Below are 23,791 nucleotides of genomic sequence, written 5' to 3' on the forward strand. Positions count from 1 at the left end.
CGGTTGTTGGACGGTTGTGCCCGCTAGCGGGCACCAGTAATGCCGCGATTCATTCCCTGGGCAATGCTCTGCACGCGCGGCCGCTCGCTGGCTGGCGGACGGCGCATGCCGTTGCGGATCTGCGTCGTGTCCATGTCGAGCTCGGCCAGAGTGCGGCTCAGGGTGTTGCGGTGCATGCCGAGTTCATCGGCGGCCTTGCACTGGTTGCCTTTGTGGTTGGCGAGGACCTCGAGGATATAGCGGCGCTTGAACTGCCGAACGGCATCGGTGTAAGAGATTCCGGCACTGTGCATCTGAATGACAAGGCTGTCCAATTCGCGCTTCAAGGGTGTACTCCTCGCTGGTCGTCTTCGGTGCGACACTTCCTCATTGTGACCCTAGCTGTGCGGTTTGATCCAATCGGGTGCGTTGTGCTTGAGCTGTGTTGCGCCGTCCAGGATGAGCTGCTCGAGGTCGTGAGGTACAACGAAGGATACCGCATGTGCCCCGGCAAGGAAATAGGGAGTGAGGCGGGAATTTTTGAGCCAGTCGGTGGTGGGAAGGAAAGCAGTTACGGCCATCAGAATAACAACGCAGGCCAGCCAGCCTCTTGCTAGGCCAAAGGCGGCTCCGCCTAGCCGGTCGAAAAAGCCGAGACCGATGGCGTGGGCCGCTGAGTGCGTCATCCGTCCCAGAATGGCGGCGAGAACCATGACGCCGATCGCGATCAGCAGAAAGGCAACAGCGTTGGCCACAGCTGGATTGGTGATGAAGCGGGACAGCGGAGAGGCAACAAGAGGATAGTTCCAGGCGGCAAGCAGGACGCCCGCGGCCAACCCTGCAAGGGAGAACAGTTCGAGCAGCAGGCCACGGAAGAGAGCCTGGACGGTAGAGAATACCAGCACCGCGACCAGCAGGCCGTCAAAGAGATTCATAACGTCGTGCGGCCGGTGATGAGCCGGAAGGCCTCAAGGTACTTCTCGTGGGTGCGCTCGACCACCTCCGGAGGCAGGCCGGGCGCGGGCGCCTGCTTGTTCCACCGAATGGACTCCAGGTAGTCGCGGACGTACTGCTTGTCGAACGAGGGCTGCGGGCCGCCGGGAGCGTAGGCGTTCGCGGGCCAGTAGCGGGAGGAGTCCGGAGTAAGGACCTCGTCGGCGAGCACGATCTCTCCATCGATCAGGCCGAATTCAAACTTCGTATCGGCGAGGACGAGGCCACGGTTCTCGGCGTGGCGCGAGGCCTTGTCGAAGATCTCAAGCGTCAGGCGACGCAGCTCATTCGCATGGTCGGCTCCCACGGCGGAGACCACATCGTCAAATGAGATGTTCTCGTCATGGCCGCCGGTGTGGATCTTGGCGGCCGGCGTGAAGATGGGCTCAGGCAGACGGTCGGACTCGCGTAGGCCCGCCGGCAGCCGTATGCCGCAGATTGAGCCGTTGGCCTGGTAGTCCTTCCAGCCCGAGCCTGAGATGTAGGCGCGGACCACGCATTCGACCGGTAACATCTGCGCTCGGCGAACGATCATGCTGCGCCCGGCAAGCTGGTCGCGGTAGGGCTCCAGCACGGGCGGAAACTGCGCAGCATCAGCAGTCAGAACATGGTTCTTCACCGTGTCATTGAGGACGTCAAACCAGAATAGGGAGAGCTGCGTGAGGATGCGACCCTTGTCGGGGATTCCGGTCGCCAAGACGTGGTCGAAGGCCGAGATGCGATCGGTGGCGACGAAGAGAAGCTCGCGGTCGCCGATCGAGTAGATATCGCGGACTTTGCCCCGCGTGGTGAGAGGAAGCGAACCAAGATCGGTGTTAACAAGTGCTGTTGCCATCACAATGACGGTACCATTTTGTCTGGGATTTGATGAACTAAGGAAGCGGGAGTGTGTAGTCGATATCCTGCTGGCCGCGGCGGGCGGGGCAGCGGAAGTGGACGACCTTGCGGGCGGGATCGGCTACGGCAGAAGAGGCGGCCGCGTCGCACTGGTCGTCGCCGAAGGAGGCGCGCTGAACGAGGTGTCGAACGAAGGGTGCGAAAGGAGGACGGTAGAAGACGATCAGGTCCATGCCGGAGTTGCCGAGGCCGTCCAGGTCCCAAGGACTCTTTTCGCAGATGTAGGGGCCTCCGATGGAGGAGATATCGGCGGGGGACCAGTAGAAGATTCGCGTCAGAGGAGTCAACAGGGTCGATCCGAAGATCGGCAGCATAAGAATCAGCGCGCTCAGCGCGGTGAGCCACTGCGGACGCATCAGGCTGAACCGGATAAGAAGGATCTCGTACCCAGCGACGGCGGTCCAGCAGAGCAGGTCATTGAAGTAGGTAGAGGTCGTGCTCCACGAGGAGACGAGAAAAAGGAAGCGAAGCAGAACCATAGCGAAAGCAAGGCCGAGCACAAACCTTCGCAGCCACGACGGTATCCGCCACCAAAACACGCGGAGCACCAAGGCCGCTCCTGTAAGCAGGCCTAGCAAGGCGAGGGTCAGGGGAAAATGCATGCGCTCTAGGTAGCTTACCGGGGATTTCGCGCGCGGTGAACAGGGGGAGCAACGTGAACCGTTGCTCCCGTTGGGTTTGGTTAGGCTACAGCGCGGCGTGAAGCGTTCTCGTCGCGTCGGTTCAGGTTGACGCTGACCACCTTCGAGACGCCGGGCTCCTGCATGGTGACACCGTAGATGACATCGGCCTGGGACATCGTGCGCTTGCTGTGCGTGATGACGACGAACTGCGTGTTTGCACTCATGTCGGCGATCAGCTTGGCGAAGCGGCCGACGTTCGTCTCATCCAGCGGAGCGTCGACCTCGTCGAGGATGCAGAACGGCGCCGGCTGGAACTGGAAGATGCCGACTAGCAGAGAGAGAGCGGTGAGGGCCTTCTCGCCGCCTGAGAGCAGAAGGATGTTCTGCAGCTTCTTACCGGGCGGCGAGGCGACGATGTCGATGCCGCTCTCGGCCGAGTTCTCGGCGTCGGTCAGCTTCATGAAGGCCTGGCCGCCGCCAAAGAGCTTCGAGAAGGTGACGGAGAAGTTCTCGTTGATGACCAGGAAGGCCTCGTCGAACTTCTGCCGCGAGACCTCGTCGATCTCCTTGATCGAGGCCTGCGTATTCTCGATAGAGTCGAGCAGGTCCTTGCGCTGCGTCTCGAGAAAGGCGTGGCGCTGCGTTGTCTCGTTGTACTCATCGAGCGCCATCATGTTCACCGGACCCATGGACTCGAGCTTCTGCTTCAGAGCGCGGGACTCTTCCTCCTCGGTGTGCAGAGCATCGCCTTCGATGCGAGCGATGGTTTGATCTTCACGCAGCGTTACTGCCTCGACGGCGAGATCGTTCAGGCAGGTGGCCTCGATGTGCTCGATGTCGGAGGCCAGCCTGGCTGCGCGCGCGGTGTGGCCGGCGCGCTCCTCGCGAAGCGCCTCGGTCTCGTGGCGAAGCGTGCGCAGGCTCTGGTCGAGCTCGGTCATCGCGGCGCGCAGCTCGTTGGCCTCTGTGGTCAGGCGTGCTCCTTCGGCGAGTGCCGTCGCGCGCGTCTCGGAGAGCTCGGAGTGCTGTGTGGCGAGCGTCGAGGTCTCCTCTTCTCGGCGCAGCTTCTCCGCGCCCGAGGCTGCGAGCTGCTGCTCGAGCTGCTGAATGCGCTGGTTCTGGCTGTTGTAGAGGCGCGAGGTCTGATCGAAGTTCGACTGCGCGTTTCGGCGGCGCTCTTCAAGCCCGGCGAGCGAGGCCGATGCCTCGGCAGCCGACTGCTGGAACTGCTCGCGGCGACCGCGAAGCTCGTCCAGCTTGGCCTGAAGCTCAGCGAGCGAGCTTTCGAGACCGGCGCGCTCGGCCTCGAACGCCGCGGCCTCCTGCTGGCGCCGCGCAATCAGGTCGGTCTTCTGGTTGCGAGCGTCGCGGTTGCGCTCGGTGGCCAGCGACCACTCCTGCAGCCTCCGCTCGATGCGCGCGGTCTCGGACTCCATCTGGCGAAGCGCGGCGCCGGAGTTTGCCGCTTCACGCTCGGCATCGCGGCGCTCGTGCGTCTTGCTGTCGATGGTGGAGTTAAGCTCGGTGATCTGGCGCTGGAGGTCAGCGGTGCTCAGGTCGGCCTGCGCGAGCTGCTGCTCGGCCTGCTCGATCTTCTGCTGCACCTCGGTGAGCTCGCGCTTGAGCGCCAGCGGACCCTGGGCGCGCGGACGACCTCCGGTGACGGTGACGTTGTGGAAGGTCTCGCCGCTGGGCGAGAGGAAGAACGCGTGCGGGTTCGAGAGAGCAAGCGTGCGCGCCGTGTAGGAGTCCGGCGCGACGAAGCCCTCGCGAAGCTTGGGCAGGATGACCTCGAGCGACTTACCGAAGCCATCGAGCACGCGGATGCACTCGCGCAGCGGCACTACACCTTCGATATGTGCGGTGTTGCCGACGGCCTCACTGGTCATTCCCTCGGCGAAGGAGAAGTTGGCCTGCGCATCGCTGGGGTGCACGAGGAACGTTGCGCGGCCGGCCACGTCGGTCAGGAGCAGGTGCATGCCGGCGTCGGCGGCGTCCCAGCTCTTGACGACGATGTAGTTCAGCTCGTCGCGCAGGAACTCATCGACGACGCTCTCATACTTGCCGTCAACTTCGAGAAAGTCTGCGAGCGTTCCGACGGGAGCCATCGTACCCGATTGCGCAGCCTTGCTGGACTTGAAGATGTTGCGGACAGTGTCGGTCGAGTAGCTGTGGTCGCGGATGAGGCCTTCGAGCGAGTTGCGCCTGCCGTGGAGGGTCGCCACCTCGCCGCGCAACTGGTCGCCGCGGCGCTTGCTCTCGTTCTCGTCCTTGCGGCGGGCGTCGATCTGAAGCCGCATCTCGGCGATCTCGGCCTCGAGCCGCTTCAGCCGCTCGGTCACGGACTCAAAGGAGAGCTTCACCTGACCACGCTGCAGGCCAAGCGTCTCAAGCTCCTGACGGGCGACCTCGGATTCGCGCTCGAGCCGCTGCGCCTCCTGCTCAAGGCCGGCGAGCGCCGCTGCGGCTTGTGCTTCCTCGTTGCGGGTCTGAGAGGCGCGCTGCACGAGTTGGAGCGTTTGGCGGCGGTTCTGCTCGGCCTGTTGCTCGGCTGCCTGGAGTGCGCGTACGGCCTCCTGGGCCTGCTGTTGCTGCTGCTGCACAGACTGGCGCGAGCTGTTCGACTCGGTCGTGGCGTTATCGAGGAAGCTGCGGTGTTGCTCAAGCTCACCTGCGAGGGAGGTCAGCTGCTCGCGGGCATGCGCGAGATCGTCGGCGCCGGTTGCGAGGCGCTGTGTCAGCTCGGCGATTCGGTCGGCGTTTGAGGCCGTGCGCGCCGTGATGCGCTCGAGCTCAACCGCGGACTGGTTGGCTCGCGAGCCCGCTTCGCGGATCTGCTGGTCGAGGGTGTAGCCGCGATTGATGCCTTCGGTATGCTCGGCGTCCATCTGCTCGAGCGAGGCGGCCTGCGCGTCGATCTGCGTGGCCAGCGCGGCGATCCTCTCGTTGGTTGCCGCTTGTTCGGCGTCGAGCTGGGCCATGCGGCTGGCGAGCACGACGCGAAGGCGGGTGCGAAGCTCGTCGCGTAGTGCACCGTAGCGCTCGGCTTTGGCGGCCTGACGCTTGAGCGTGGCCATCTGCCGCGTAACCTCTTCAAAGATGTCGTTGACGCGGGCGAGGTTCTGCTTGGCGGACTCGAGACGAAGCTCGGCGAGGCGCTTCTTGGTCTTGAAGCGGGTGATGCCGGCGGCCTCCTCGATGATGCTGCGGCGATCGAGCGGCTTGGAGCTGAGCAGCTGGCCGATGCGCTCCTGACCGATGATAGCGTAGGACTCGCCGCCGAGGCCGGTGCCCATGAAGATGTCCTGGATGTCGCGCAGGCGGCAGATCTTGCCGTTGAGCAGGTACTCGGAGTCGCCGGAGCGGAAGAGGCGGCGCGTGATGGTGAGCTCGCCGGCGCGCACCGGAGCGCGGTTGAACTTGCGGCGGCGGATCTTCAGCACAACGTTGTTGGCGGAGGCGGGGTCTCCCTCGGTGGCTTCGCCGTTCGGATCAGCGGCTTCGACGATCTTGGGTGCCTCGCCCTCGATGACGGTGCCGGGCTGGGCCTCGGCGACGGCGTCCTCGGTCTCCTGTGCGCGCTGATGGCGAAGCTCAGTCTCGTTCCAGTCAGTAATGTTGGCCAGGACTTCCGCTGGGTGCTCGTCGGTGACGAGTACCTCGGGTCCGTCGGGGGAGAGCGCCGCTCCGTCGTAGACCTCGGGATCGACGAGGGTGAGCGAGACCTCGGCCATTCCGGTGGGCTTGCGGTCGCGCGTTCCGGCGAAGATGACGTCCTCCATCTTCACACCGCGCAGGCTCTTGGCCGACTGTTCGCCCAGAACCCAGGTGATGGCGTCGGAGATGTTCGACTTGCCGCAGCCGTTGGGGCCGACGATGGCGGCGATGCCCTCGCCGGAGAGCTGGACCTCGGTGCGGTCGCAGAAGGATTTGAATCCGAGGATCTGGACTTTCTTGAGTTTGAGCAAAGTCACCTCTCAGCGGTGCGCTGCTTCCTGGGGAAGGGCACCTTAGTTAAGACTGACCTAACTTTAGCCCGCGCCGGGAGGCGGAATCAACGGTCGCAACACCACCTGTTGTGGATAAGCAGTCCCTAATACAACGAATGGGTCGTTTTCACCGAATGTGTGGAATTTCGCTTGGAGGAGTGAGGGTTCTGTTGTCTTTGAGGCAGAGTTGGTTTGTCTGCCTGTGACGTGGTGGCAGTCATGATCGTACACGCGACGGAGGTGAGGAAGTGCATCCACATCTTGGCGTTTTCCCTCGAAGACAGGGGAAACTCTCACGAAGCTTGCCATAGAGCAACGTGGTTTCTATAATCCGCATCATCATGCCGTGATTGCACCAGGCAGTTTGAACCGCTTGACCACTGGGGTTGAGTGCAGGTGGGACGACTGACGATGCGCCATCCAGGTTGTGATATCGATCTGACCCCGGAGTCACCGGAAGGCAGAAACTCGAAAAGAGAGATCTAACTGAGGAGTGTGGAATGAAGAAGGCAGTAGTTGCGTCTCTCCTGGCGGTCGCTAGCGTTGCATCCGGTGCGCGTGTTGCGGTTGCACAAACCCAGGTGAATCTGGGATCGAACGCGCAGCAAACGGGCGGAGGCGTCACGCTGCCTCCGGCTGAGTACAACGCATATACAGCGGCCATCGGCCAGAGCACACCGCAGGCGCAGGCCCCGGCACTGGAGTCGTTCCTGACGACGTATCCGCAGTCTCAGGTGAAGGGCGATGTGCTGCAGCGCCTGATGCTGGCGTACAGCTCGTTCGACCCGGCCAAGACGCTCGATGCCGCCGACCGGCTCCTGCAGGTCGACCCGAACAATCTTCGGGCGCTCACGTTCGAGGCGTACTTCCGGCTGCAGGGCGCCGATCAGATCACCGATCCGGCGGCCAAGCAGGCTGCGCTCGACAAGGCCGCCGACTACGCCCAGAAGGGCCTGAGCGCAACGAAGCCTGCCGATATGAGCGACGCTGACTTCAATAGCGTCAAGACAGCAGCAGCTCCTGTGTTTCACCGCGCGATCGCGACCGCGGCTCTCGGAAAGAAGGACGGCGCGACCGCGGTTAGTAATCTGAAGGCCAACCTCGCTGCGGCGAAGCCAGAGGAGACCAAGACCCCCGGTCTGATCCTGCAAGATACCTACTACCTGGGTTATGCGTACTACACGTCGACTCCGCCGGACCTGCTGAACTGCACCTGGTATACGGCTCGAGCCGCTAGTTTTGCTCCGGAGCCTTATAAGACTAATTTCATGAACCTGGCGAAGTATTGCTACAAGAAATACCACGGCGCCGACGACGGTTTTGATGCAGTGATGACGGCATCGCAAGCGAGCCTGGATCCGCCGGCGAATTTTTCTGACACGATCAAGCCTGCTCCGAAGCCTGCTGACATTGTGAAGCAGGTGATTGCGACGACCCCGGATCTGGCGACCCTGGCGATCTCGGACAAGGAGTTCATCCTGCAGAACGGCTCGCCTGAGGACGCTGCGAAGGTCTGGGACACGATCAAGGGCAAGTCTGTTCAGTTCCCGGATGCGACGGTGGTCGCTGTGGCGGACACGGCGCTGCAGGTCGCGGTCTCAGACGACGCTGTGGCGTCGAAGACGGCGGACTTCACCTTCAACTTGGCGGCTCCGCTGAAGACGCCTCCGGCGGTGGCAGCGAAGGTGACGGTGAGCGGAACCTACGCCTCGTACACGCCGAACCCGATCATGATCACGATGAGCGACGGCGCGGTCGTCGAGCCGAAGAAGACGACGAAGCCGTCCCCGGCTCATCGGCCGCCTCCGCGCAAGCACTAAACTGAACCTGAGTCAAAAACGGGGCAGCCCTTCGGGGCTGCCCTTTGCTTTGCGGAAATGGATCCCCCCGTACTAAAGGACGCAAAGTCTTCGAATGAAAGGAGATAGATGGGTACTTCGTATCCGGGGAGGCGCCGTGCCTAGTCACCGTCAAAAGAACCACTACTTCTCTAGTGAATCCGGTGAAATTAATCGGCAAATGGATGTTGTTGAATCTTAGGTGGTTAGTCGTGGCTGGGGCTTGACAGCCGTTTTTTCGGGGATTTTCGACACTGTGAACCGTCCGAACCGCGCAATTCAGGCTGTTGCTTCGATGGATCGCGGGAGGATAATACGCATGCGCCCTTGAAGGGACGATCGTCAAAGACATTTCCCTTGTTGAATTCGAGCATTCGGAGGCTGCCGCTGATTGAGTAGACGCGGCGGGAATCTGGATGCGTTGGCGAACCACGAAAGGTTAGCCGTTTACTAAAACACTCAGGGTGAAAAAAAGAGTTTGCCATTTGAGTGATTCGTTGCGTCGTCGCAATTCTGCGATAGCCGCACCAAACGGGCCACGGAGTGAAAGAAGCAGCAAGAAGGGAGAAGCACATGGACCGCATGCTTGTGGTTGTTTTTGACAGCGAAACGAAGGCGTACGAAGGCAAGAAGGCACTGTTACAGCTGGATGCGGAAGGCAGCATCGGGGTGTATGGCTACGCCATAGTGGCAAAGGATGCGGACGGCACGGCATCGCTGAAGCAGGGCGACGACACCGGACCGCTTGGAACGCTGATGGGAACGTCGCTTGGGAGCCTGGTCGGTGTTCTGTTTGGACCGGCGGGACTGGCGATTGGAGCGACCGCGGGCTTTGCTGGCGGCGCTACGGCGGATTTGCTCAACGCCGGAGTCAGCGAGGACTTCATCGACGATGTCACGAAGGTCGTGTCACCGGGTAAGGTTGCCCTTGTTGCGGAGATCGAGGAGGATTGGACGACTCCGGTAGACACCCGGATGGAAGCGATCGGAGGGATGGTCTTCCGTCGCTCTCTGGCGGAGGTGACTCAGCGGTTGCACGATGAGCATGTTGCGGCGATGAAGGCTGACATGGCGCAGTTGAAAGCCGAGCACGCACAGGCCAGCGCCGATCGCAAGGCCAAGCTCCACGAAAAGATCAACAAGCTGGACTCGAAGATTCAGGCCCAGCTGGAAGCGGCCAAGGAGAAGCGCCAGGCTGCAGAACGTACCGCTCAGGCGAAGGCCCAGATTCTGAAAGCCAAGGCGACCAAGGCGGGGGCAGCAGCAGCGTGATAAAACAGTCAACTGAACTGGAACCGCCCGCACAGTGGGACTTTATGCGGGCGGTTTCACTGATACAGCGAATACAGGCAGTTCATTGGAGATACATGCCTAGCTTTGGACGAATTTCGAAGTCACTGGCGCTGACTCTTTCGGTGTTCTTTCTGGGGATCTCCGGATGCACGGGACCTCGAACCCCGCCGCAGGAGCAGAGCCAGCAGGGACAGGCTCAGCCTGCACAGAAGCCGGCGATGGAGAGCCAGCAGGCGCAGGAGCAGGACGCCGAGGTGCAGATGGGCGAGGAGGTCTTCAACGAGTTGAAGGCCAAGGGGGAGATCGTCGAGTCGTCACCGTTGTACGACGAGCTGAAGCCCATCGCGGAGGCCATTACGCGAGCGGCGCAGCCGCAGTACAACCATCCTTTCAAGTTCTACCTCGTGCATGAGAAGCAGCCGAATGCGTTCGCCACTCCCGGGGGAAACGTCTATGTGGTGGATTCGCTGCTGTACTTCGTCAAGAACAAGGAGCAGCTGGCGGGAACGTTGTGCCACGAGGTCTCACACACGATCCATCACGACACGATGGAGCTGATGGAAAAGCAGGCGAAGATAGAGCGGCGCGAACTCGGGGCCGCATTGCTTCTGGGCCCGACGCGCGCGCATCTGCTGGCGATTGCGCTGATCGGCAAACTGCATTCGCTCGGCTACTCGCGCGGCGCGGAGCAGCGAGCAGACCTGACGGGCTCGGACATCTGCGCCCAGACCGGGTACAACCCGTGGGGATTGATCTGGCTGTTTCAGGACTTTCAAGCCGCTAACCCGGACCAGCTGCCACAGCTTTTGTCGGATCATCCCGACGATCAGAACAGGATTGCTGCGCTGAAGCGGCACTTCCGGCAGAATCCGTCGGTGTTCGGAAAGTTCAGCCCGGACCCCAAGACGGCTACGTCGATGACTGTTCCGAAGAACGCCTCGGAGGTTTTTCTCCACTAGGACGTTCACCAGACCACTTGAAATTCGAAAGGAGTAAGTCCATGAGTAATCTTTCCAGCATATTGGCATCGGGAATCGATGAAGTCAGAAGGTCATGGCTCTGGTTTTTCGCGTGCGGTATCGCGCTGGTGGTGCTTGGCGCGGCTTGCATCGTGAAGTCGCAGACGGCTACGACATTCTCCATCTTGGTTTTGGGCTGGGTCCTTGCGATCAGCGGAGTCGTATGGTTAATTGGCTCCTTCCTTACGCTGAGCTGGGGAGGATTCTTTGTCTATCTGTTGAATGCGATTGTTCGGGGAGTGACCGGATACCTCCTGGTCAGCCATCCAAGCGCAGGTGCGGAGGGTGTCACGATGGTGCTCGCTTCACTGTTTATCGTGGGAGGGCTCTTCCGGATTGTCGGAGCGAGTGCGATTCAGTTTCCACGGTGGGGCTGGACTGTTTTTGCGGGTCTAGTCTCAGTAGGACTGGGCATCTACCTTCTGGCCAACTGGTCTACGACCAGTACTTATTTCATTGGCATCGCCATCGGGACGGACCTTATCCTCGACGGCGCTTCCTTGCTGGGATTCGCTGGCGCGATTCACAGTCTGCCCGCAGCGCATCCCAGAGCGGCCTAAGCGCGCGGCGCTATTCGCCGAGGATGAGGTGCTGGATGGAGTGGGCACGGCCGTTGGCTCCATCGCAGCTGATGAGGACGGCGCACATCTTGGGGTTCTTTTTGGCGGCCTCGAACTTGCCGGGCATTCCGGTGAGGAAGCGGTTGAGGACGAGCTCGGTTTCGACGCCGATGACGGAGTCGTAGGGGCCGGACATGCCGACGTCGGTGATGTAGGCGGTGCCGTGGGGAAGGACGCGGGCGTCGGCGGTGGGGATGTGGGTGTGGGTGCCGACGATGGCGGTGATGCGGCCGTCGAGGTACCAGCCGAGGGCGACCTTTTCGCTGGTGGTCTCGGCGTGGATGTCGAGGAGGATGACGGACGCGGTGATCTGGGAGAGGAGCTCGTCGGCCTTGCGGAAGGGGTCGTCGCAGGAGGACATGAAGACGCGGCCCTGGAGGTTGATGACGGCGTACTCTTGGCCGGTGGGGAGTTCGCCCTGATAGAAGCCGAAGCCGGGGGTTCCGACGGCGTAGTTGGCGGGGCGCAGGATGCGGCGGCCGCGGAGGTGGGAGTCGGCGGGAACGGTCATGTACTCGAAGATCTCGCGCTTGTCCCAGATGTGGTTGCCGGTGGTGATGACGTGGGCTCCCATGTCGAAGATCTCTTCGGCGAGGGAGGGGGTGATGCCGAAGCCTCCGGCGGCGTTTTCGCCGTTGATGACGAGGAGGTCGACGGAGTTGGTTTCGATGACGTGGGGAAGATGCTCGCGTACGATGTGGCGGCCGGCGGAGCCGAAGATGTCGCCGACGAAGAGGATATTCACTCAAAGATTTTACATGGGGGTAGTTGGCTAGGATGCGGTGAAGGTGGAGAAGCAGGTTCCTCCGCTGCGGCGCTGCGGGCCTTCGGTCGGGATGACGGGAAGTAACGGTTTGTGGAAGGCACGGTGCATCGCTGTTGTGTTAGTTTGCTTGCGTGGCAAATAGCGAACGGTTTCAATTAGGTGTGCGTGTGTTGGCGGTACTGGCCGAAGAGCCGGGGACGATGCATACTTCGGCGTCGATAGCCGAGGTGTTAAAAGAGAGCGCGGTGATGGTGCGGAGGTCGTTTCTGCTGCTGCATAAGGCCGGGCTGATTGTGCAGCGCAAGGGTCCGCATGGAGGCGCGAAGCTGAAGGTTCCGCCGAAACAGATTGGGCTGGGGGATGTGTTTCAGGCGACCGCGGGTGACTGGCTGCCAGTGGAGGACAGGGCGGTTGCTGGGTTGATGAAACGGGTGCGCCAGGATGCGGTGGAGGCGATGAATGAGCACTCGCTGGCTGGGGTGGTGAAGCGGTTGAAAAAGGGGAAGTAGTAGCGCCTTCGCGCGATGGATCACCTTAGCGTTCGCGACCTCGCTACTGTTCAAGCTCGCTGGCTAGTTTTTCGAGTGCCTCGATTTGGCTGGTGGCATACCTCGTGTCTTTACTTCGGATGTCTTCATCAGTGATGAAATGCATCAAGAGATGAAAGGCCCTGTCTAATACCGGATCTCGTTCGGCTGAAAGCGATGAGAGGTCTCGACTGATCTCAGTCTGCAACATCGCATTTTCGAATCCGTTGGTGGGTATCTCCGAAGCGATTGTTTCTCGGATCTTTGCAGCGAGGAACCGACGTGCAGTTTTGTCCAAAATGTTCTTCCTCGATTGCTATTCCGCGGACTCTCCGTGGGGTTGTTCTTCCTTCTGAGCGACCTGTTCGGCGGTCTTTTGGCGAGGGCGCATGAGGGGGAAGAGGATGACGTCGCGGATAGAGCTGGAGTTGGTAAGGAGCATGGTGAGGCGGTCGATGCCGATGCCTTCGCCTGCGGTGGGAGGGAGGCCGTAGCCGAGGGCGCGGACGTAGTCCTCATCGATGGCGGACATGGCCTCTTCGTCGCCGCGCTCCTTCTGCTCGAGCTGCTGGGCGAAGCGGTTGTGCTGGTCGACGGGGTCGTTGAGCTCGGAGAAGGCGTTGCCGACCTCGAAGCCGCCGATGTAGAACTCGAAGCGCTCGACCCAATCGGGCTCCGAGGGCTTGATCTTGGAGAGTGGGGAGACGGCCAGGGGGAAGTCGTAGATGATGGTGGGCTGGATGAGGTGGGGTTCGGCCACAGTCTCGAATATCTCAGCTACGAACGTACCGTAATTTTCTGGGGTTACTTCGTAGTGCTTAACGTTGAGAAGCGCTGTACGCAGCAATCGAAGCAGGTTATCCGGATCATCAGGGCTAGCCGAGAAGCTCATAGCTACACGCGCTGCAAAAGACTTTAGTCCTGCCGCATCGCTCAAATCTTCAAGCGTGGGAGTCTCCACAACTTCGCTGGGCCAGAACTTGATGATTGCTTCGCGCATGGAGAGCTTGGTCCAATTGCCGAGGTTGATCTCGTTGCCGTTGAAGTGGGTGATGAGTGAGCCGTTGACTTCCATCGCGACGAACTTGATGAGCTCTTCGGTGAGGTTCATCAGGTCGTGGTAGTTGGCGTAGGCCTGGTAGAACTCGAGCATGGTGAACTCGGGGTTGTGCCGGGTGCTGACGCCTTCGTTGCGGAAGTTGCGGTTGATCTCGTAGACGCGGTCGAGGCCTCCGACGACCAGGCGCTTGAGGTAGAGCTCGGGCGCGATGCGGAGGAAGAGATCGATCTCGAGCTCATTGTGGTGGGTGGTGAAGGGGCGCGCGGCGGCTCCTCCGGCGATCTGCTGCATCATCGGGGTTTCGACTTCGAGGTAGCCGCGGGTGTCGAAGAACTTGCGAATGGCGCGGAGGACGGCGGCTCGCTTGACGAAGACCGCGCGGACGTTGCGGGGGGATTCGCCGGTGGTGGTCTCCGTGGGCGGCTGTGGCGCTTCACCCAGATCTGCAACAGCCAGACCTGGGGCACCCGGATTGGTGGTTGGATTCGCCGCGGGCTTGTCGGCCTGTTTGGCGCTGTGGCCGGTGTTCATGAAGAGGTCGACGTAGCGCTGGCGGTAGCGGAGTTCGGTGTCCTCGAGGCCGTGGTACTTGTCGGGCAGGGCGAGCATGGCCTTGGCAAGGAAGGTGATGCCGGGCTCGTCGGGCGTGGAGGTGACGTGGACAGTGAGCTCGCCGGTGCGGGTGCGCATGAGGTAGCCGCGAACGCCGATGTGGTCGCCGAGATCGAGGAGCTTGTAGAGGGCGAAGGCGTTCTCGCCGACGTCGTCTTTGCGGACGTAGATCTGGATGCGCTCGCCCGCCTGCTGGAGCTGGGCGAAGCCGGCCTTGCCCTGGATGCGGATGGCCATGATGCGGCCGGCGATGGCGACGGGTTTGCGGTCGGCTTCGAGCTGTTCGCCTGAGACGTGCGCGTCGGGGGAGTCGTACTGGCGCTTGAGCCAGGGGATGAGTGCGCCTTCGAACTCGGTCCAGCCTTCTGCGCTGGAGACGAAGGAGTTGGGATAGATGGCGTGGCCGAGGGAGGCGATCTGCTGGAGTTTTTCCTGGCGCTGCTGGTAGAGCTTCTGCTCGAATTCGGAGTCGAAGTGCAAGGTGTTTCCTTTGGGTGGTTGTCGTTGTTCAGTATAGCGGTGATGGTCGGGCGGTTGAGGCTGGAGAAGGCTTGGGTAGAGAAGCAGGTCTCTCCACTGCGCGGCTGCGTCGCTTCGGTCGAGATGACAAGGCAGGAAGGGGAGGCGTAATCGTGGTGTAATGGTGTTCGCTATGGCTGAGGGAGATAAGAAGGGCGCGCTGGGCGAGCTGGTGAAGGCTGAGTCGATGATTCAGCTGGCGATTGCGCTGCCTGCTGGGTGCGTGATCGGTTGGCTGATCGGCGAGTGGCTGGACCGCGAGTTTCACCAGAACTGGATTGGGATTGTGGGGATTGTGCTGGGGGCGATCGGCGGGTTTATGCAGATCTTCTACATGGCCTCGCGGTATCTGAAGAGGGGCGACTAGGCACAGCTGATGAAAGCTTTGGAGACATTTTCGGATGCGGATTTTCGGCTGACGATTCTGCGGGCGCTGCGGCTGCTGGCGGTGATCTCGGTGGTCGGGGCGCTGGTGCTTTGGTGGAAGCTAGGGTGGCAGAGTTCGGTGCTGTTGTTGGTGGGAGCGGCGATCTCGGCGTCGGGGTTGTGGGAGTGGCTGCGGCTGATGACGGCGGTGATGGCGCGGATGGATCAGGGCGGCGCGGCGAAGCCGATGGGGATGGTTCTCTTGGGATTCTTTGTTCGCCTGGCTGCCACGGTAGCGCTTCTTTATGTTAGCCTTAAGGCACTGAACGGTTCTGTCTACGCACTGGCAGCCGGCCTTGCACTTGGAGTGTTTGCACTCACGGTGGAGGGTTTGAGGCTGATGAAGGCGTGGACTGTCTGAAGACTTCAAGACGTTCAGGCCTGAATTTTTATGCCGACACAGCTTTTGTTTACACGGTTTCTGAACGCCCACTTCGCTACGCCTGTGACGGCGCTGCTGGAGGCGTTCCATGTGCATCCGAAGTTTCCTGAGGCTCCGATCACGAATGCGTTCGCGATGGAGCTGCTGGTCTTCGTGGTGCTGATCGCGTACTTCGTCGCGGTGCGGCTGACGCTGAGCGTCGAGAAGCCGGGCGGGGTGCAGCACCTGGCCGAGATGACGAACGAGTTCGTCTCCGAGCAGGGCGAGTCGATCATCGGGCATGGATCGGAGCGGTTTGTCAGCTTCCTGACCGCACTGCTGCTGTTCATCCTGCTCGCCAACCTGATGGGGCTGGTGCCCGGGTTGGAGTCGCCGACGGCGAATCCGGTGGTGCCGCTGGGCTTTGCGCTGGTCACGTTCCTGTACTACCACTATCACGGCATTCGCTCGAACGGTCCCGCTTACATCAAGCAGTTTTTGGGGCCGGTGTGGTGGCTGGCGTGGCTGCTGCTGCCGATCGAGATCATCTCGCACTGTGCGCGTGTCCTCTCGCTGACGGTTCGTCTTTACGCGAATATGTTCGCGGGCGACCTGGTGACTCTGGCGTTCTTCTCGCTGGTGCCGATCGGCATTCCGCTGATCTTCCTGGGACTGCACCTGGGCGTGGCCGTGGTGCAGGCGTATGTGTTCTTCCTGCTGGCGGCGATCTATCTTTCGCTGGCTGTGGCGCACGACCATTGATCTTCACCCCCAGGTGCAAAGGCCCGAGTTTTGGGGTCCGGAGAGACCCGAGGGCTGCCTACCAGCAAGGCTTAGAAGCAACAGCTGGGTTCGATTTTGAGTTTGCGGTGGAGGGACTCCCTCTTTGCCGTAGCAACGACGCCGCGAGCGTGAGGGTGCCAGCACGGTGAGCATCAACCACCCACTGGCGGCGTATCTGAAGGGAGATGGAGTTGTAATGAAGAAGCTTCAGTATCTGTTTATGTCGTTGGCCGCGATGCTGCTCGCAACGCCGGCCTTTGCGCAGGGCGCTGGTAACTATTCGCCGGCCTCGCAGTGGGTTCCGCTGGCCGCCGGTCTGGGCATGGCCCTTGCGGCGGGTCTCTGCGGCCTGGGTCAGGGCAAGGCGACCGCCTCGGCCACCGAGGCGCTGGCTCGCAACCCCGGCGCTCGCCCTGGAATCTTCATCTTCTTGATTCTCGGTCTGGCGTTCATCGAGTCCCTTGCGCTGTTCACGTTCGTCATCATCTTCCTCAAGGTGCAGGCGTAGCTCTCGTTCGGTTTGTCGTCGCATAGCCCTCGCTTCGGCGGGGGCTATGTTCTTTAAGTTCCCTATTCCCGCTCAAATTCGAGCCTCGGCTTGACAAAGTATTGATTGCGTTCTTCAATGGGGATCGCTCTTCTTTGCTGTGCTTCGGCCCCGAGATGACGTTGCATGAAATTGGCAATTCTGCCAGCGGAAATGCGTATGTCCTGTTCCATTGAGTAGGAACGGTTACTGACCTGAAGGTGTGAGGGCCACGCAAGCAGATTCCACAAGGATACGGAGGGCATCCCATGAAATTCAGAATGATCGCTTCAACGCTCGCATTCATCCTGCTGGCTACCGGTTTGGCGCAGGCCGGCGATTCACCCGATGAGAAACGGGACAAGACTCGCAAGATGGCGACTAAAACTCTGCAGGAGTTGTACAAGCTCAAACCCGAAGCTCAGGGGGCTATCCAAAAGTCTGCCGGATATGCCGTTTTCGACAACATGGGAACGAACCTCCTGCTGTTGAGCACGGCGCGCGGCGCAGGAATGGCCGTCAACTCCAGTAACAAGCAGGAAACCTTCATGAAGATGGTTTCGGCAGGCGGTGGTCTGGGTGTGGGGGTGAAGGACTATCGGGTGATCTTCGTGTTCGAAAACGATAAAGCATTGTCCCAATTTCTCGATTCTGGCTGGTCGGCTTCCGCGCAAACGGACGTGGCGGCCAAGGCGGGGGACAAGGGCGGAGCTTACTCGGGAGCGGTAGAGGTTGCTCCGGGTGTTTGGGTGTACGAGATTACCAAGAATGGCCTCGCGCTCCAATTGACCCTGCAGGGGACGAAGTACTACAAGGACGACGACCTCAACAAGAAATCATAGTCCGCTTGTACATAGCATCCCCGATGTCCAAAGGATGGCTTCGTCTATGCCGGAGAGACAACTATGACCGTGGTCCGTCAATGACACGCCTACGTTGGCAGTGAAAATGGTGGATTTAGCGAGTGCTGGTTGTGCTTACAGTTTCTGTCGCGGCGGGCTGCAGTGTGGGGGTGGCCGGCTGCATGGTGACGTCGGCACTGCGCTGGGCCAGGCCCAGGATGCGGTTGGGGGCGATGCCGAGGAGCAAGGTGGCGACTGCAGTGAACGTGAGGGCAATGGCTGCCGGGATGGTGACCGGGGTCGAGACGTCGATGTGCTCCGTGTCCTGAACGGGGCGGGTGTAGAGGGCGGCGAGCAGACGGAGGTAGTAGAAGCAGGCGATTCCGCTGTTGAAGAGGCCGATGACGGCGAGCCAGACGTTGCCGGAGTGTAGGGCGGCGGAGAAGACGTAGAACTTGCCGAAGAAGCCGCCGGTGAAGGGGATTCCGATGAGGGAGAGGAGGAAGAAGGCGAGGGTGGCGGCGAGGACGGGGCGCTTGAGGGCGAGGCCGGTGTAGTCGTCGATGGTGCGGGCGCGCTCGTCGTAGCCGCCGAGCTGGGTGATGACGGTGAAGGCTCCGACGTTCATGGCGGCATAGGCGGCGGTGTAAAAGCAGGCGGAGGCGATTCCGTCGGCGGGGAAGGCGGTGTAGGCGACGAGCAGGTAGCCGGCGTGCGCGATGGAGGAGTAGGCGAGGAGGCGCTTGACGTCGCGCTGGAGCAGGGCGCCGAGATTGCCGACGAACATGGAGAGCGCGGCGATGATCCAGATGAGAGCGGCCCAGCGCGGCTCGTAGGTGGGGAAGCCGGAGAAGAGGATGCGGAGCAGGACGGCGAAGGCGGCGGCCTTGGGAGCGGTGGACATAAGGCCGACCACAGGGGCGGGTGCGCCCTGGTAGACGTCGGGGGTCCAGACCTGGAAGGGCGCGGCGGAGACCTTGAAGCCTAGCCCAATGATGATGAGGGCGAGCGAGAGGAGCGCGAGGGTGGGGGTGGCCGTGGTGGTGAGGCCATGAGCGAGGGCGTCGATGCGCGTGGTGCCGGTGGCGCCAAAGGCGAGCGCGATGCCGTAGAGGAAGAAGGCGGTCGCGAAGGAGCCCAGCAAAAAGTACTTGATGGAGGACTCGGAGGAGGTGGACTGGCCTTTGCGGAAGCCGGCAAGGATGTAGGTCGAGATGGAGGAGATCTCGAGGCCGACGAAGACCATCAACAGCTCGACGGAGCAGGTCATGAGCATCATGCCGGTGGCTCCGAAGAGGGTGAGGGCGTAGTACTCGCCGGTGACGTTGGCGTGGGTTTCAAAGTAGTCGAGGGAACTGAGGAGGGTGACGAGGACGACTGCGGCGATGAGCAGATGGAAGAAGACGGAGAAGGCGTCGACCTGGACGGTTCCGAAGAAGCCGTGGATGGTTCCGAATCCGAGCTGATACCAGGCGGCGAGGCCGGAGGCTAGGGTGCCGAGGATGGCGAGCCAGCCGAGGGGCTTGCGGGCGTGGGCGGCGGGGAAGATGGGGTCAGCCAGCATGATGACGATGCCGGTGAGGGTGAGGATGTATTCGGGAAGGAGAGCGAGGACGTTGGGAGACATTACTGAGCTCCTTTCGTCTCGGAGGAGTGTGTGGTCATGTGCGAGGAGGCCTCGAAGTCTAACGTGACGGCCCGGGTCCGGTTGACGGTTGCGGCGATGCGGGAGCCTGCGGTGTCGATGGCCTTCATGAAGACAGGCGAGGCGATGCCCATGAAGAGGAAGAGGACGACGAGCGGCCAGAGGGCGAGGTGCTCGCGGGGGGTGAGGTCGAGGGCGTCGATGTTGGTGGCGCGGCGGCTGAGGTCGCCATAGAAAACGCGCTGAATCATCCAGAGCATGTAGGAGGCTGTGAAGATGACGCTGGAGGTGGCGACGACGGTCCAGAGCGTGTGGTGCGCGATGGCGGACTGCATGGTTCCGGAGAAGACGAGGAACTCGCCGACGAAGCCGTTGAGCATGGGGAGACCGGTGACGGAGAGCGAGGTGAGGACGAACATCGTCGCGATCCAGGGGAGACGGGTGGCGAGTCCGCCGTACTCGCGAATGTCGTAGGTGCGGTAACGCTCGTAGAGCAGGCCGAGGAGCATGAATAGCGCTGAGCCGCCGATGCCCTCGTTGAGGGTCTGGAAGATGCCGCCGTCGATTCCGGAGACGGTGCAGGCGAAGATCCCGAGGATGACGACGGAGACGTGGCCGAGGGTTCCGAAGGCGGCGAGGCGCTTGAGGTCCTTCTGGACGAGGGCGAGCAGAGCGCCGTAGATAATACCGATGGCTCCGAGGGCGAGCATGAAGGGAGCGATGCGGTGAGACTGGCCGGGGAAGATTCCGAAGGAGAAGCGGAGGATGGAGTAGAGGCCGAGTTTGCCGGCGATTACCATGACGGCCGCAGTCGGGGCCTCGGAGACGGCATCGGCGAGCCAGCCGTGCAGCGGGAAGACGGGGACCTTGACGGCGAAGGCGACGAGGAAGGCGAGGGACGCGAGCCAGAGGGCGGCGGTGTTGTCCGAGATGGTGTGCGCAGCGGCGAGGCTGGCTAGCTGCGGGTAGTCGAAGGTGCCGGTGCGGGCGTAGAGCCAGAGCATGGCGACGAGCAGGATGGCCGAGGGGATGAAGGCGTAGAGGAAGAACTTGATTGCGGCGCGGCGGCGGTTTTCGGTGCGGCCGAAGACGGCGATGAGGAGCGCCATGGGGACGAGCGAGAACTCCCAGAAGGCGTAGTAGAGGAAGAGGTCGAGCGAGACGAAGATGCCGAGTATCGCGACCTGCTGGAGGAGGAAGAGGGTGTAGAAGAGGCGGCGGCGATTGTCGATCGCGTTCCAGGAGATGATGACGCCGAGCGGGGCGAGCAGGCCGGCGAGGACGATGAGCCACATGGAGAGGCCGTCGACGCCGACGTGGTAGTGGATGGCGGGGGAGGTGATCCAGGAGAAGTTCTGCTGGAACTGGAAGGAGCCGGAGGGGGCGGCGTAGTCGAAGTGGAAGGGGAGGTGGAGGGTGAGGAGGAAGGTGAGGAGGGTGACGGCGAGGGCTCCCCACTGCTGGATCCGGTCGCGGTCGGGCAAGAGAGCGAGGACGATGGCTCCGGCGAGCGGGACGAAGGTGATGATCGTCAGGATGGTGTGGTCGATGTTCATCGCAGAGAGCGTCCCAGTTTCCTTAGTTCGTTGAGTGCAACAAGAGTGTGTGGCTGAAGATCATGATGGCGATAACGGCGGCTGCTCCGAGAGCGAGCCAGCCGGCGTAGGAGCGGATGTTTCCGGACTGAATGCGGCGGACGAGAGCGCCGAGCCCGCGGGTGGATGCGCCGGCGGCGAAACCGGAGCCGTTGACAAGGCCTCCATCGACGAGCGTGCCGAGGATGAGGCGGGAGAACATGAGGAGCGGAGTGACGAATACGGCCTGGTAGATCTCGTCAATGTAGAACTTGTTCAAGACAATGCGGTAGAGGGCGGGGAAGCGCTGCGCGTAGGTGGTGGCGGTTCCGGGCTTCTTGTAGTAAAGGATGTAGGCGATAGAGAAGCCCATGGCCGCAGCGAGAACGGAGATGGCCATGAGGCCGAGTTCCAGGCCCCTGCTCGCGGTTTCGGCAGCGGGAGCGCCATTCGAGAAGATCGGATCGAGGAAGCCTTTAATCTCGTCGTGACCACCCATGGCGCTAGCGACGCCGACCCAGCCTCCGACGACAGAGAGCACGGCGAGGATCATAAGCGGGATGGTCATGACGAGTGGGGACTCGTGGACGCCGTGGGCGTGTTCTTCGTGCGCGTGAGGAGCGGGGTGTTCCTCAAAGCGCTGTTCGCCGAAGAAGGTTTTAAACCAGAGGCGGAACATGTAGAAGGAGGTCATACCGGCGGTGGTCACGCCGACGAGCCAGAGGAGCTTGCCGATGGGGTTGGGCGAGACGAAGGCGCGGAAGAGGATCTCATCTTTCGAGAAGAAGCCAGCCCAGCCGGGGGCTCCAGCGATGGCAAGAATGCCCATCGTCATGGTCCAGAAGGTGACGGGGATGCGCTTGCGGAGGCCTCCCATGAGGCGCATGTCCTGCTCGCCGGAGAGGGCGTGAATGACGGAGCCGGCGGCGAGGAAGAGGAGCGCTTTGAAGAAGGCGTGGGTGAGGAGGTGGAAGATTCCTGCAGTGTAGGCTCCTACTCCGCAGGCGAGGAACATGTAGCCGAGCTGGGAGACGGTGGAGTAGGCGAGGACGCGCTTGATGTCGTGCTGGACGAGGCCGATGCAGCCGGCGAAGAGGGCCGTGGCCGCGCCGATGATGGCGACGACGCCGAGGGCGTAGGGCGAGCGGTCGAAGAGAGTGTGGCAGCGGGCGACCATGTAGACGCCTGCGGTGACCATCGTGGCAGCGTGGATGAGGGCGGATACCGGGGTGGGGCCTTCCATCGCGTCGGGGAGCCAGACGTAGAGGGGAATCTGCGCGGACTTGCCGGTGGCTCCTACGACGAGGAGAAGGGCGATGGCGGTGAGGAAGCCGCCCTGCCATTCAGGGTGCTGCTGGATGGTGGAGAAGACGGTGGAGAAGTCGAGCGAGCCGAAGTGCGCGACGAGGAGAAACATCGCGAGGAGGAAGCCGAAGTCGCCGATGCGGTTGACGATGAAGGCTTTTTTGCCGGCGTGGGCGGCGGAGTCCTTGCGGAAGTAGAAGCCGATGAGGAGGTAGGAGGCGAGACCGACGCCCTCCCATCCGACGAAGAGGAGGAGGAAGTTGGCCGAGAGGACCAGAACCAGCATGAAGAACATGAAGAGGTTCAGGTAGGCGAAGAAGCGCCAGTAGCCCTCTTCGTGCGCCATGTAGCCGACGGAGTAGACGTGGATGAGGAAGCCGACGCCGGTGATGACGCCGAGCATGATAAGGGTCAGGTGGTCGACGGTGAAGGCGAAGTCGGCATGGAAGCCGGAGATCTGGATCCAGTTATTGCCGAAGAGAGTGATGACGGAGTGAACGGACTCAGGGGCTCCCGGGGCCTTCATCGAGAACCAGAGCCAGAGCCAGAGACAGGCGGAGAGGAAGGTGGGGATGAGAGCGACGGCGGAGACGAGCGCGCGCGGCAGGCGGCGGCCCAGTGTTCCGTTGATGAGGAATCCCGCGAAGGGGAGCAGCGGAATTAACCAAAGGTAGTCAGCGGGCATCTCGTGTCTCGTGTCCTTAGTTCTTGAGCAGGTTGACCTGGTCGACGTTGAGGGTCTGGCGGGTGCGGAAGATGGCGATGATGATGGCCAGTCCGACGGCTGCCTCGGCTGCGGCGACGACCATGACGAAGAAGACGAAGATCTGTCCGGTGATCTGGTGCCACATGTGTGCGAAGGCGACGAAGGTGAGGTTGACGGCGTTGAGCATGAGCTCAATCGACATGAAGATGGTGATGATGTTGCGCTTAATGAGGAAGCTGGCTACGCCGATGGAGAAGAGGACCGCGGCGAGGATCAGGTACGCGGAGATGGGAACGGTCGCGGACATTGGTGATTACTGCTCCTTTCGCGCGAGCACGACGGCTCCGAGGATGGCGACGAGGATGAGGATGCTGGTGACCTCGAACGGAAGTAGGAGATCTCGGAAGAGAACTTGGGAGATCTCGGCGATGTTGTTGACGGCGTGGGTGAGGTGGTTGGTGAGGTCGGTGGAGCCGAAGGCCTTGCCGTTGGTGAGGAAGACGAAGCTGAGGAGGCAGAAGACGGCGGCGGCTCCGGGGACTCCCGCGAGGTAGGCGGCGCGGCTGCCGTGGGTGCGCTCTTCCTCGCCGGCGTTCAAGAGCATGACGACGAAGACGAAGAGGACCATGATGGCGCCGGAGTAGACGATGACCTGGGCGGCGGCGAGGAACTCGGCGCCGAGGGACCAGTAGAGGACGGCCAGCGACATCATGACGACGACGAGGGAGAGCGCCGAGTTGATGGGGTGCCGCTGCAGCAGGAAGTTGATGGCTCCGGCGACGGCGAGCAGGCCAAAGATGATGAACAGTGCCAGTTGCATGATACTCCGCGGATTCTTTTACCGATGAATCGCTTGAATCATTTGAAACAGCGCAGGTTTTAGGGCTA

23 protein-coding genes are annotated in these 23,791 nt (G+C 61.7%); 10 read left to right on the forward strand and 13 right to left on the reverse strand.

The features are described 5' to 3' along the window. Positions 1 to 23 precede the first annotated feature (23 nt). The 5 genes from Q363_RS11240 to smc form a co-directional block, all read right to left on the reverse strand. Entirely contained in the window at positions 24 to 326 is a 303-nt protein-coding gene (locus Q363_RS11240) for a helix-turn-helix domain-containing protein (RefSeq protein WP_035350168.1), read from the reverse strand. Between the two features lie 51 nt (positions 327 to 377). Further along, positions 378 to 914, reverse strand: a complete 537-nt coding sequence (locus Q363_RS11245; protein ID WP_035350169.1) for a CvpA family protein — start codon at positions 912 to 914, stop codon at positions 378 to 380. Further along, a complete protein-coding gene (locus Q363_RS11250; RefSeq protein WP_035350170.1) occupies positions 911 to 1,807 on the reverse strand; it encodes a phosphoribosylaminoimidazolesuccinocarboxamide synthase in 897 nt (298 codons plus the stop codon). Before Q363_RS11250 ends, Q363_RS11245 begins: the two co-directional genes overlap by 4 nt. A gap of 37 nt (positions 1,808 to 1,844) precedes the next feature. Then, positions 1,845 to 2,471 (reverse strand): hypothetical protein, encoded by a 627-nt coding sequence (locus tag Q363_RS11255; RefSeq protein ID WP_035350171.1) that lies wholly within the window; start codon positions 2,469 to 2,471, stop codon positions 1,845 to 1,847. Positions 2,472 to 2,551: 80 nt separating this feature from the next. Further along, positions 2,552 to 6,460 (reverse strand): chromosome segregation protein SMC, encoded by a 3,909-nt coding sequence (gene smc / locus Q363_RS11260; protein WP_035350172.1) that lies wholly within the window; start codon positions 6,458 to 6,460, stop codon positions 2,552 to 2,554. 521 nt (positions 6,461 to 6,981) lie between these two features. Between smc and Q363_RS11265 the strand changes: the two genes are divergently transcribed. From Q363_RS11265 to Q363_RS11275, 4 genes are all read left to right on the forward strand, one after another. Beyond that, positions 6,982 to 8,301 (forward strand): hypothetical protein, encoded by a 1,320-nt coding sequence (locus Q363_RS11265; RefSeq protein WP_035350173.1) that lies wholly within the window; start codon positions 6,982 to 6,984, stop codon positions 8,299 to 8,301. 591 nt (positions 8,302 to 8,892) lie between these two features. Then, positions 8,893 to 9,591: a DUF1269 domain-containing protein gene (locus Q363_RS11270; protein WP_051978654.1), complete on the forward strand. Its 699-nt coding sequence runs from the start codon at positions 8,893 to 8,895 to the stop codon at positions 9,589 to 9,591. Between the two features lie 95 nt (positions 9,592 to 9,686). Continuing rightward, entirely contained in the window at positions 9,687 to 10,571 is an 885-nt protein-coding gene (locus tag Q363_RS35990) for a M48 family metallopeptidase (protein ID WP_051978655.1), read from the forward strand. Positions 10,572 to 10,612: 41 nt separating this feature from the next. Continuing rightward, positions 10,613 to 11,191: an HdeD family acid-resistance protein gene (locus Q363_RS11275; RefSeq protein ID WP_035350174.1), complete on the forward strand. Its 579-nt coding sequence runs from the start codon at positions 10,613 to 10,615 to the stop codon at positions 11,189 to 11,191. A gap of 10 nt (positions 11,192 to 11,201) precedes the next feature. On the opposite strand, the gene Q363_RS11280 is transcribed toward Q363_RS11275, so the two are convergent. Beyond that, complete coding sequence (locus Q363_RS11280) at positions 11,202 to 11,996, reverse strand: TIGR00282 family metallophosphoesterase (RefSeq protein WP_035350175.1); 795 nt, start codon at positions 11,994 to 11,996, stop codon at positions 11,202 to 11,204. Between the two features lie 152 nt (positions 11,997 to 12,148). Here Q363_RS11280 and Q363_RS11285 point away from each other — a divergent pair, with 152 nt between their 5' ends. Next, positions 12,149 to 12,526, forward strand: a complete 378-nt coding sequence (locus Q363_RS11285; RefSeq protein WP_035350176.1) for an RrF2 family transcriptional regulator — start codon at positions 12,149 to 12,151, stop codon at positions 12,524 to 12,526. Between the two features lie 43 nt (positions 12,527 to 12,569). Here Q363_RS11285 and Q363_RS11290 read toward each other — a convergent pair whose 3' ends face one another. Together Q363_RS11290 and lysS are read right to left on the reverse strand one after the other, a co-directional pair. Further along, the gene (locus Q363_RS11290) at positions 12,570 to 12,842 is read right to left on the reverse strand and encodes a hypothetical protein (protein ID WP_035350177.1); all 273 of its coding nucleotides are present in this window, start codon (positions 12,840 to 12,842) and stop codon (positions 12,570 to 12,572) included. 18 nt (positions 12,843 to 12,860) lie between these two features. Beyond that, a complete protein-coding gene (gene lysS, locus Q363_RS11295) occupies positions 12,861 to 14,696 on the reverse strand; it encodes a lysine--tRNA ligase (RefSeq protein WP_035350178.1) in 1,836 nt (611 codons plus the stop codon). Positions 14,697 to 14,868: 172 nt separating this feature from the next. Here lysS and Q363_RS11300 point away from each other — a divergent pair, with 172 nt between their 5' ends. The 5 genes from Q363_RS11300 (at position 14,869) to Q363_RS11320 (ending at position 17,673) form a co-directional block, all read left to right on the forward strand. Then, complete coding sequence (locus Q363_RS11300) at positions 14,869 to 15,102, forward strand: AtpZ/AtpI family protein (protein WP_051978664.1); 234 nt, start codon at positions 14,869 to 14,871, stop codon at positions 15,100 to 15,102. Positions 15,103 to 15,111: 9 nt separating this feature from the next. Then, a complete protein-coding gene (locus Q363_RS11305; RefSeq protein WP_035350180.1) occupies positions 15,112 to 15,522 on the forward strand; it encodes an ATP synthase subunit I in 411 nt (136 codons plus the stop codon). A 30-nt stretch (positions 15,523 to 15,552) separates the two neighbouring features. Further along, positions 15,553 to 16,284, forward strand: coding sequence for a F0F1 ATP synthase subunit A (gene atpB, locus Q363_RS11310; RefSeq protein WP_035350181.1), 732 nt, complete (start codon positions 15,553 to 15,555; stop codon positions 16,282 to 16,284). A 217-nt stretch (positions 16,285 to 16,501) separates the two neighbouring features. After that, on the forward strand, positions 16,502 to 16,813 hold the full coding sequence (locus Q363_RS11315; protein WP_035350182.1) for an ATP synthase F0 subunit C: 312 nt from the start codon (positions 16,502 to 16,504) through the stop codon (positions 16,811 to 16,813). A gap of 287 nt (positions 16,814 to 17,100) precedes the next feature. Next, positions 17,101 to 17,673: a lipid-binding SYLF domain-containing protein gene (locus Q363_RS11320; protein ID WP_035350183.1), complete on the forward strand. Its 573-nt coding sequence runs from the start codon at positions 17,101 to 17,103 to the stop codon at positions 17,671 to 17,673. 115 nt (positions 17,674 to 17,788) lie between these two features. Here the strand turns inward: Q363_RS11320 and Q363_RS11325 are convergent, their stop codons facing one another. From Q363_RS11325 to Q363_RS11345, 5 genes are read right to left on the reverse strand one after another with little or no spacing between them, the layout of a single operon-like run. Continuing rightward, a complete protein-coding gene (locus Q363_RS11325) occupies positions 17,789 to 19,300 on the reverse strand; it encodes an NADH-quinone oxidoreductase subunit N (protein WP_035350184.1) in 1,512 nt (503 codons plus the stop codon). Further along, positions 19,300 to 20,874, reverse strand: a complete 1,575-nt coding sequence (locus Q363_RS11330; RefSeq protein ID WP_035350185.1) for a complex I subunit 4 family protein — start codon at positions 20,872 to 20,874, stop codon at positions 19,300 to 19,302. Before Q363_RS11330 ends, Q363_RS11325 begins: the two co-directional genes overlap by 1 nt. 22 nt (positions 20,875 to 20,896) lie before the next feature. Further along, on the reverse strand, positions 20,897 to 22,882 hold the full coding sequence (nuoL, locus tag Q363_RS11335) for an NADH-quinone oxidoreductase subunit L (protein WP_035350188.1): 1,986 nt from the start codon (positions 22,880 to 22,882) through the stop codon (positions 20,897 to 20,899). A gap of 16 nt (positions 22,883 to 22,898) precedes the next feature. Further along, positions 22,899 to 23,210, reverse strand: coding sequence for an NADH-quinone oxidoreductase subunit NuoK (nuoK, locus tag Q363_RS11340; RefSeq protein WP_035350189.1), 312 nt, complete (start codon positions 23,208 to 23,210; stop codon positions 22,899 to 22,901). A gap of 6 nt (positions 23,211 to 23,216) precedes the next feature. Continuing rightward, entirely contained in the window at positions 23,217 to 23,723 is a 507-nt protein-coding gene (locus Q363_RS11345) for an NADH-quinone oxidoreductase subunit J (protein WP_035350190.1), read from the reverse strand. Positions 23,724 to 23,791: the final 68 nt, after the last annotated feature.

The organism is Edaphobacter aggregans DSM 19364, assembly GCF_000745965.1.
In the GTDB taxonomy this organism is placed as follows: Bacteria; Acidobacteriota; Terriglobia; order Terriglobales; family Acidobacteriaceae; genus Edaphobacter; species Edaphobacter aggregans.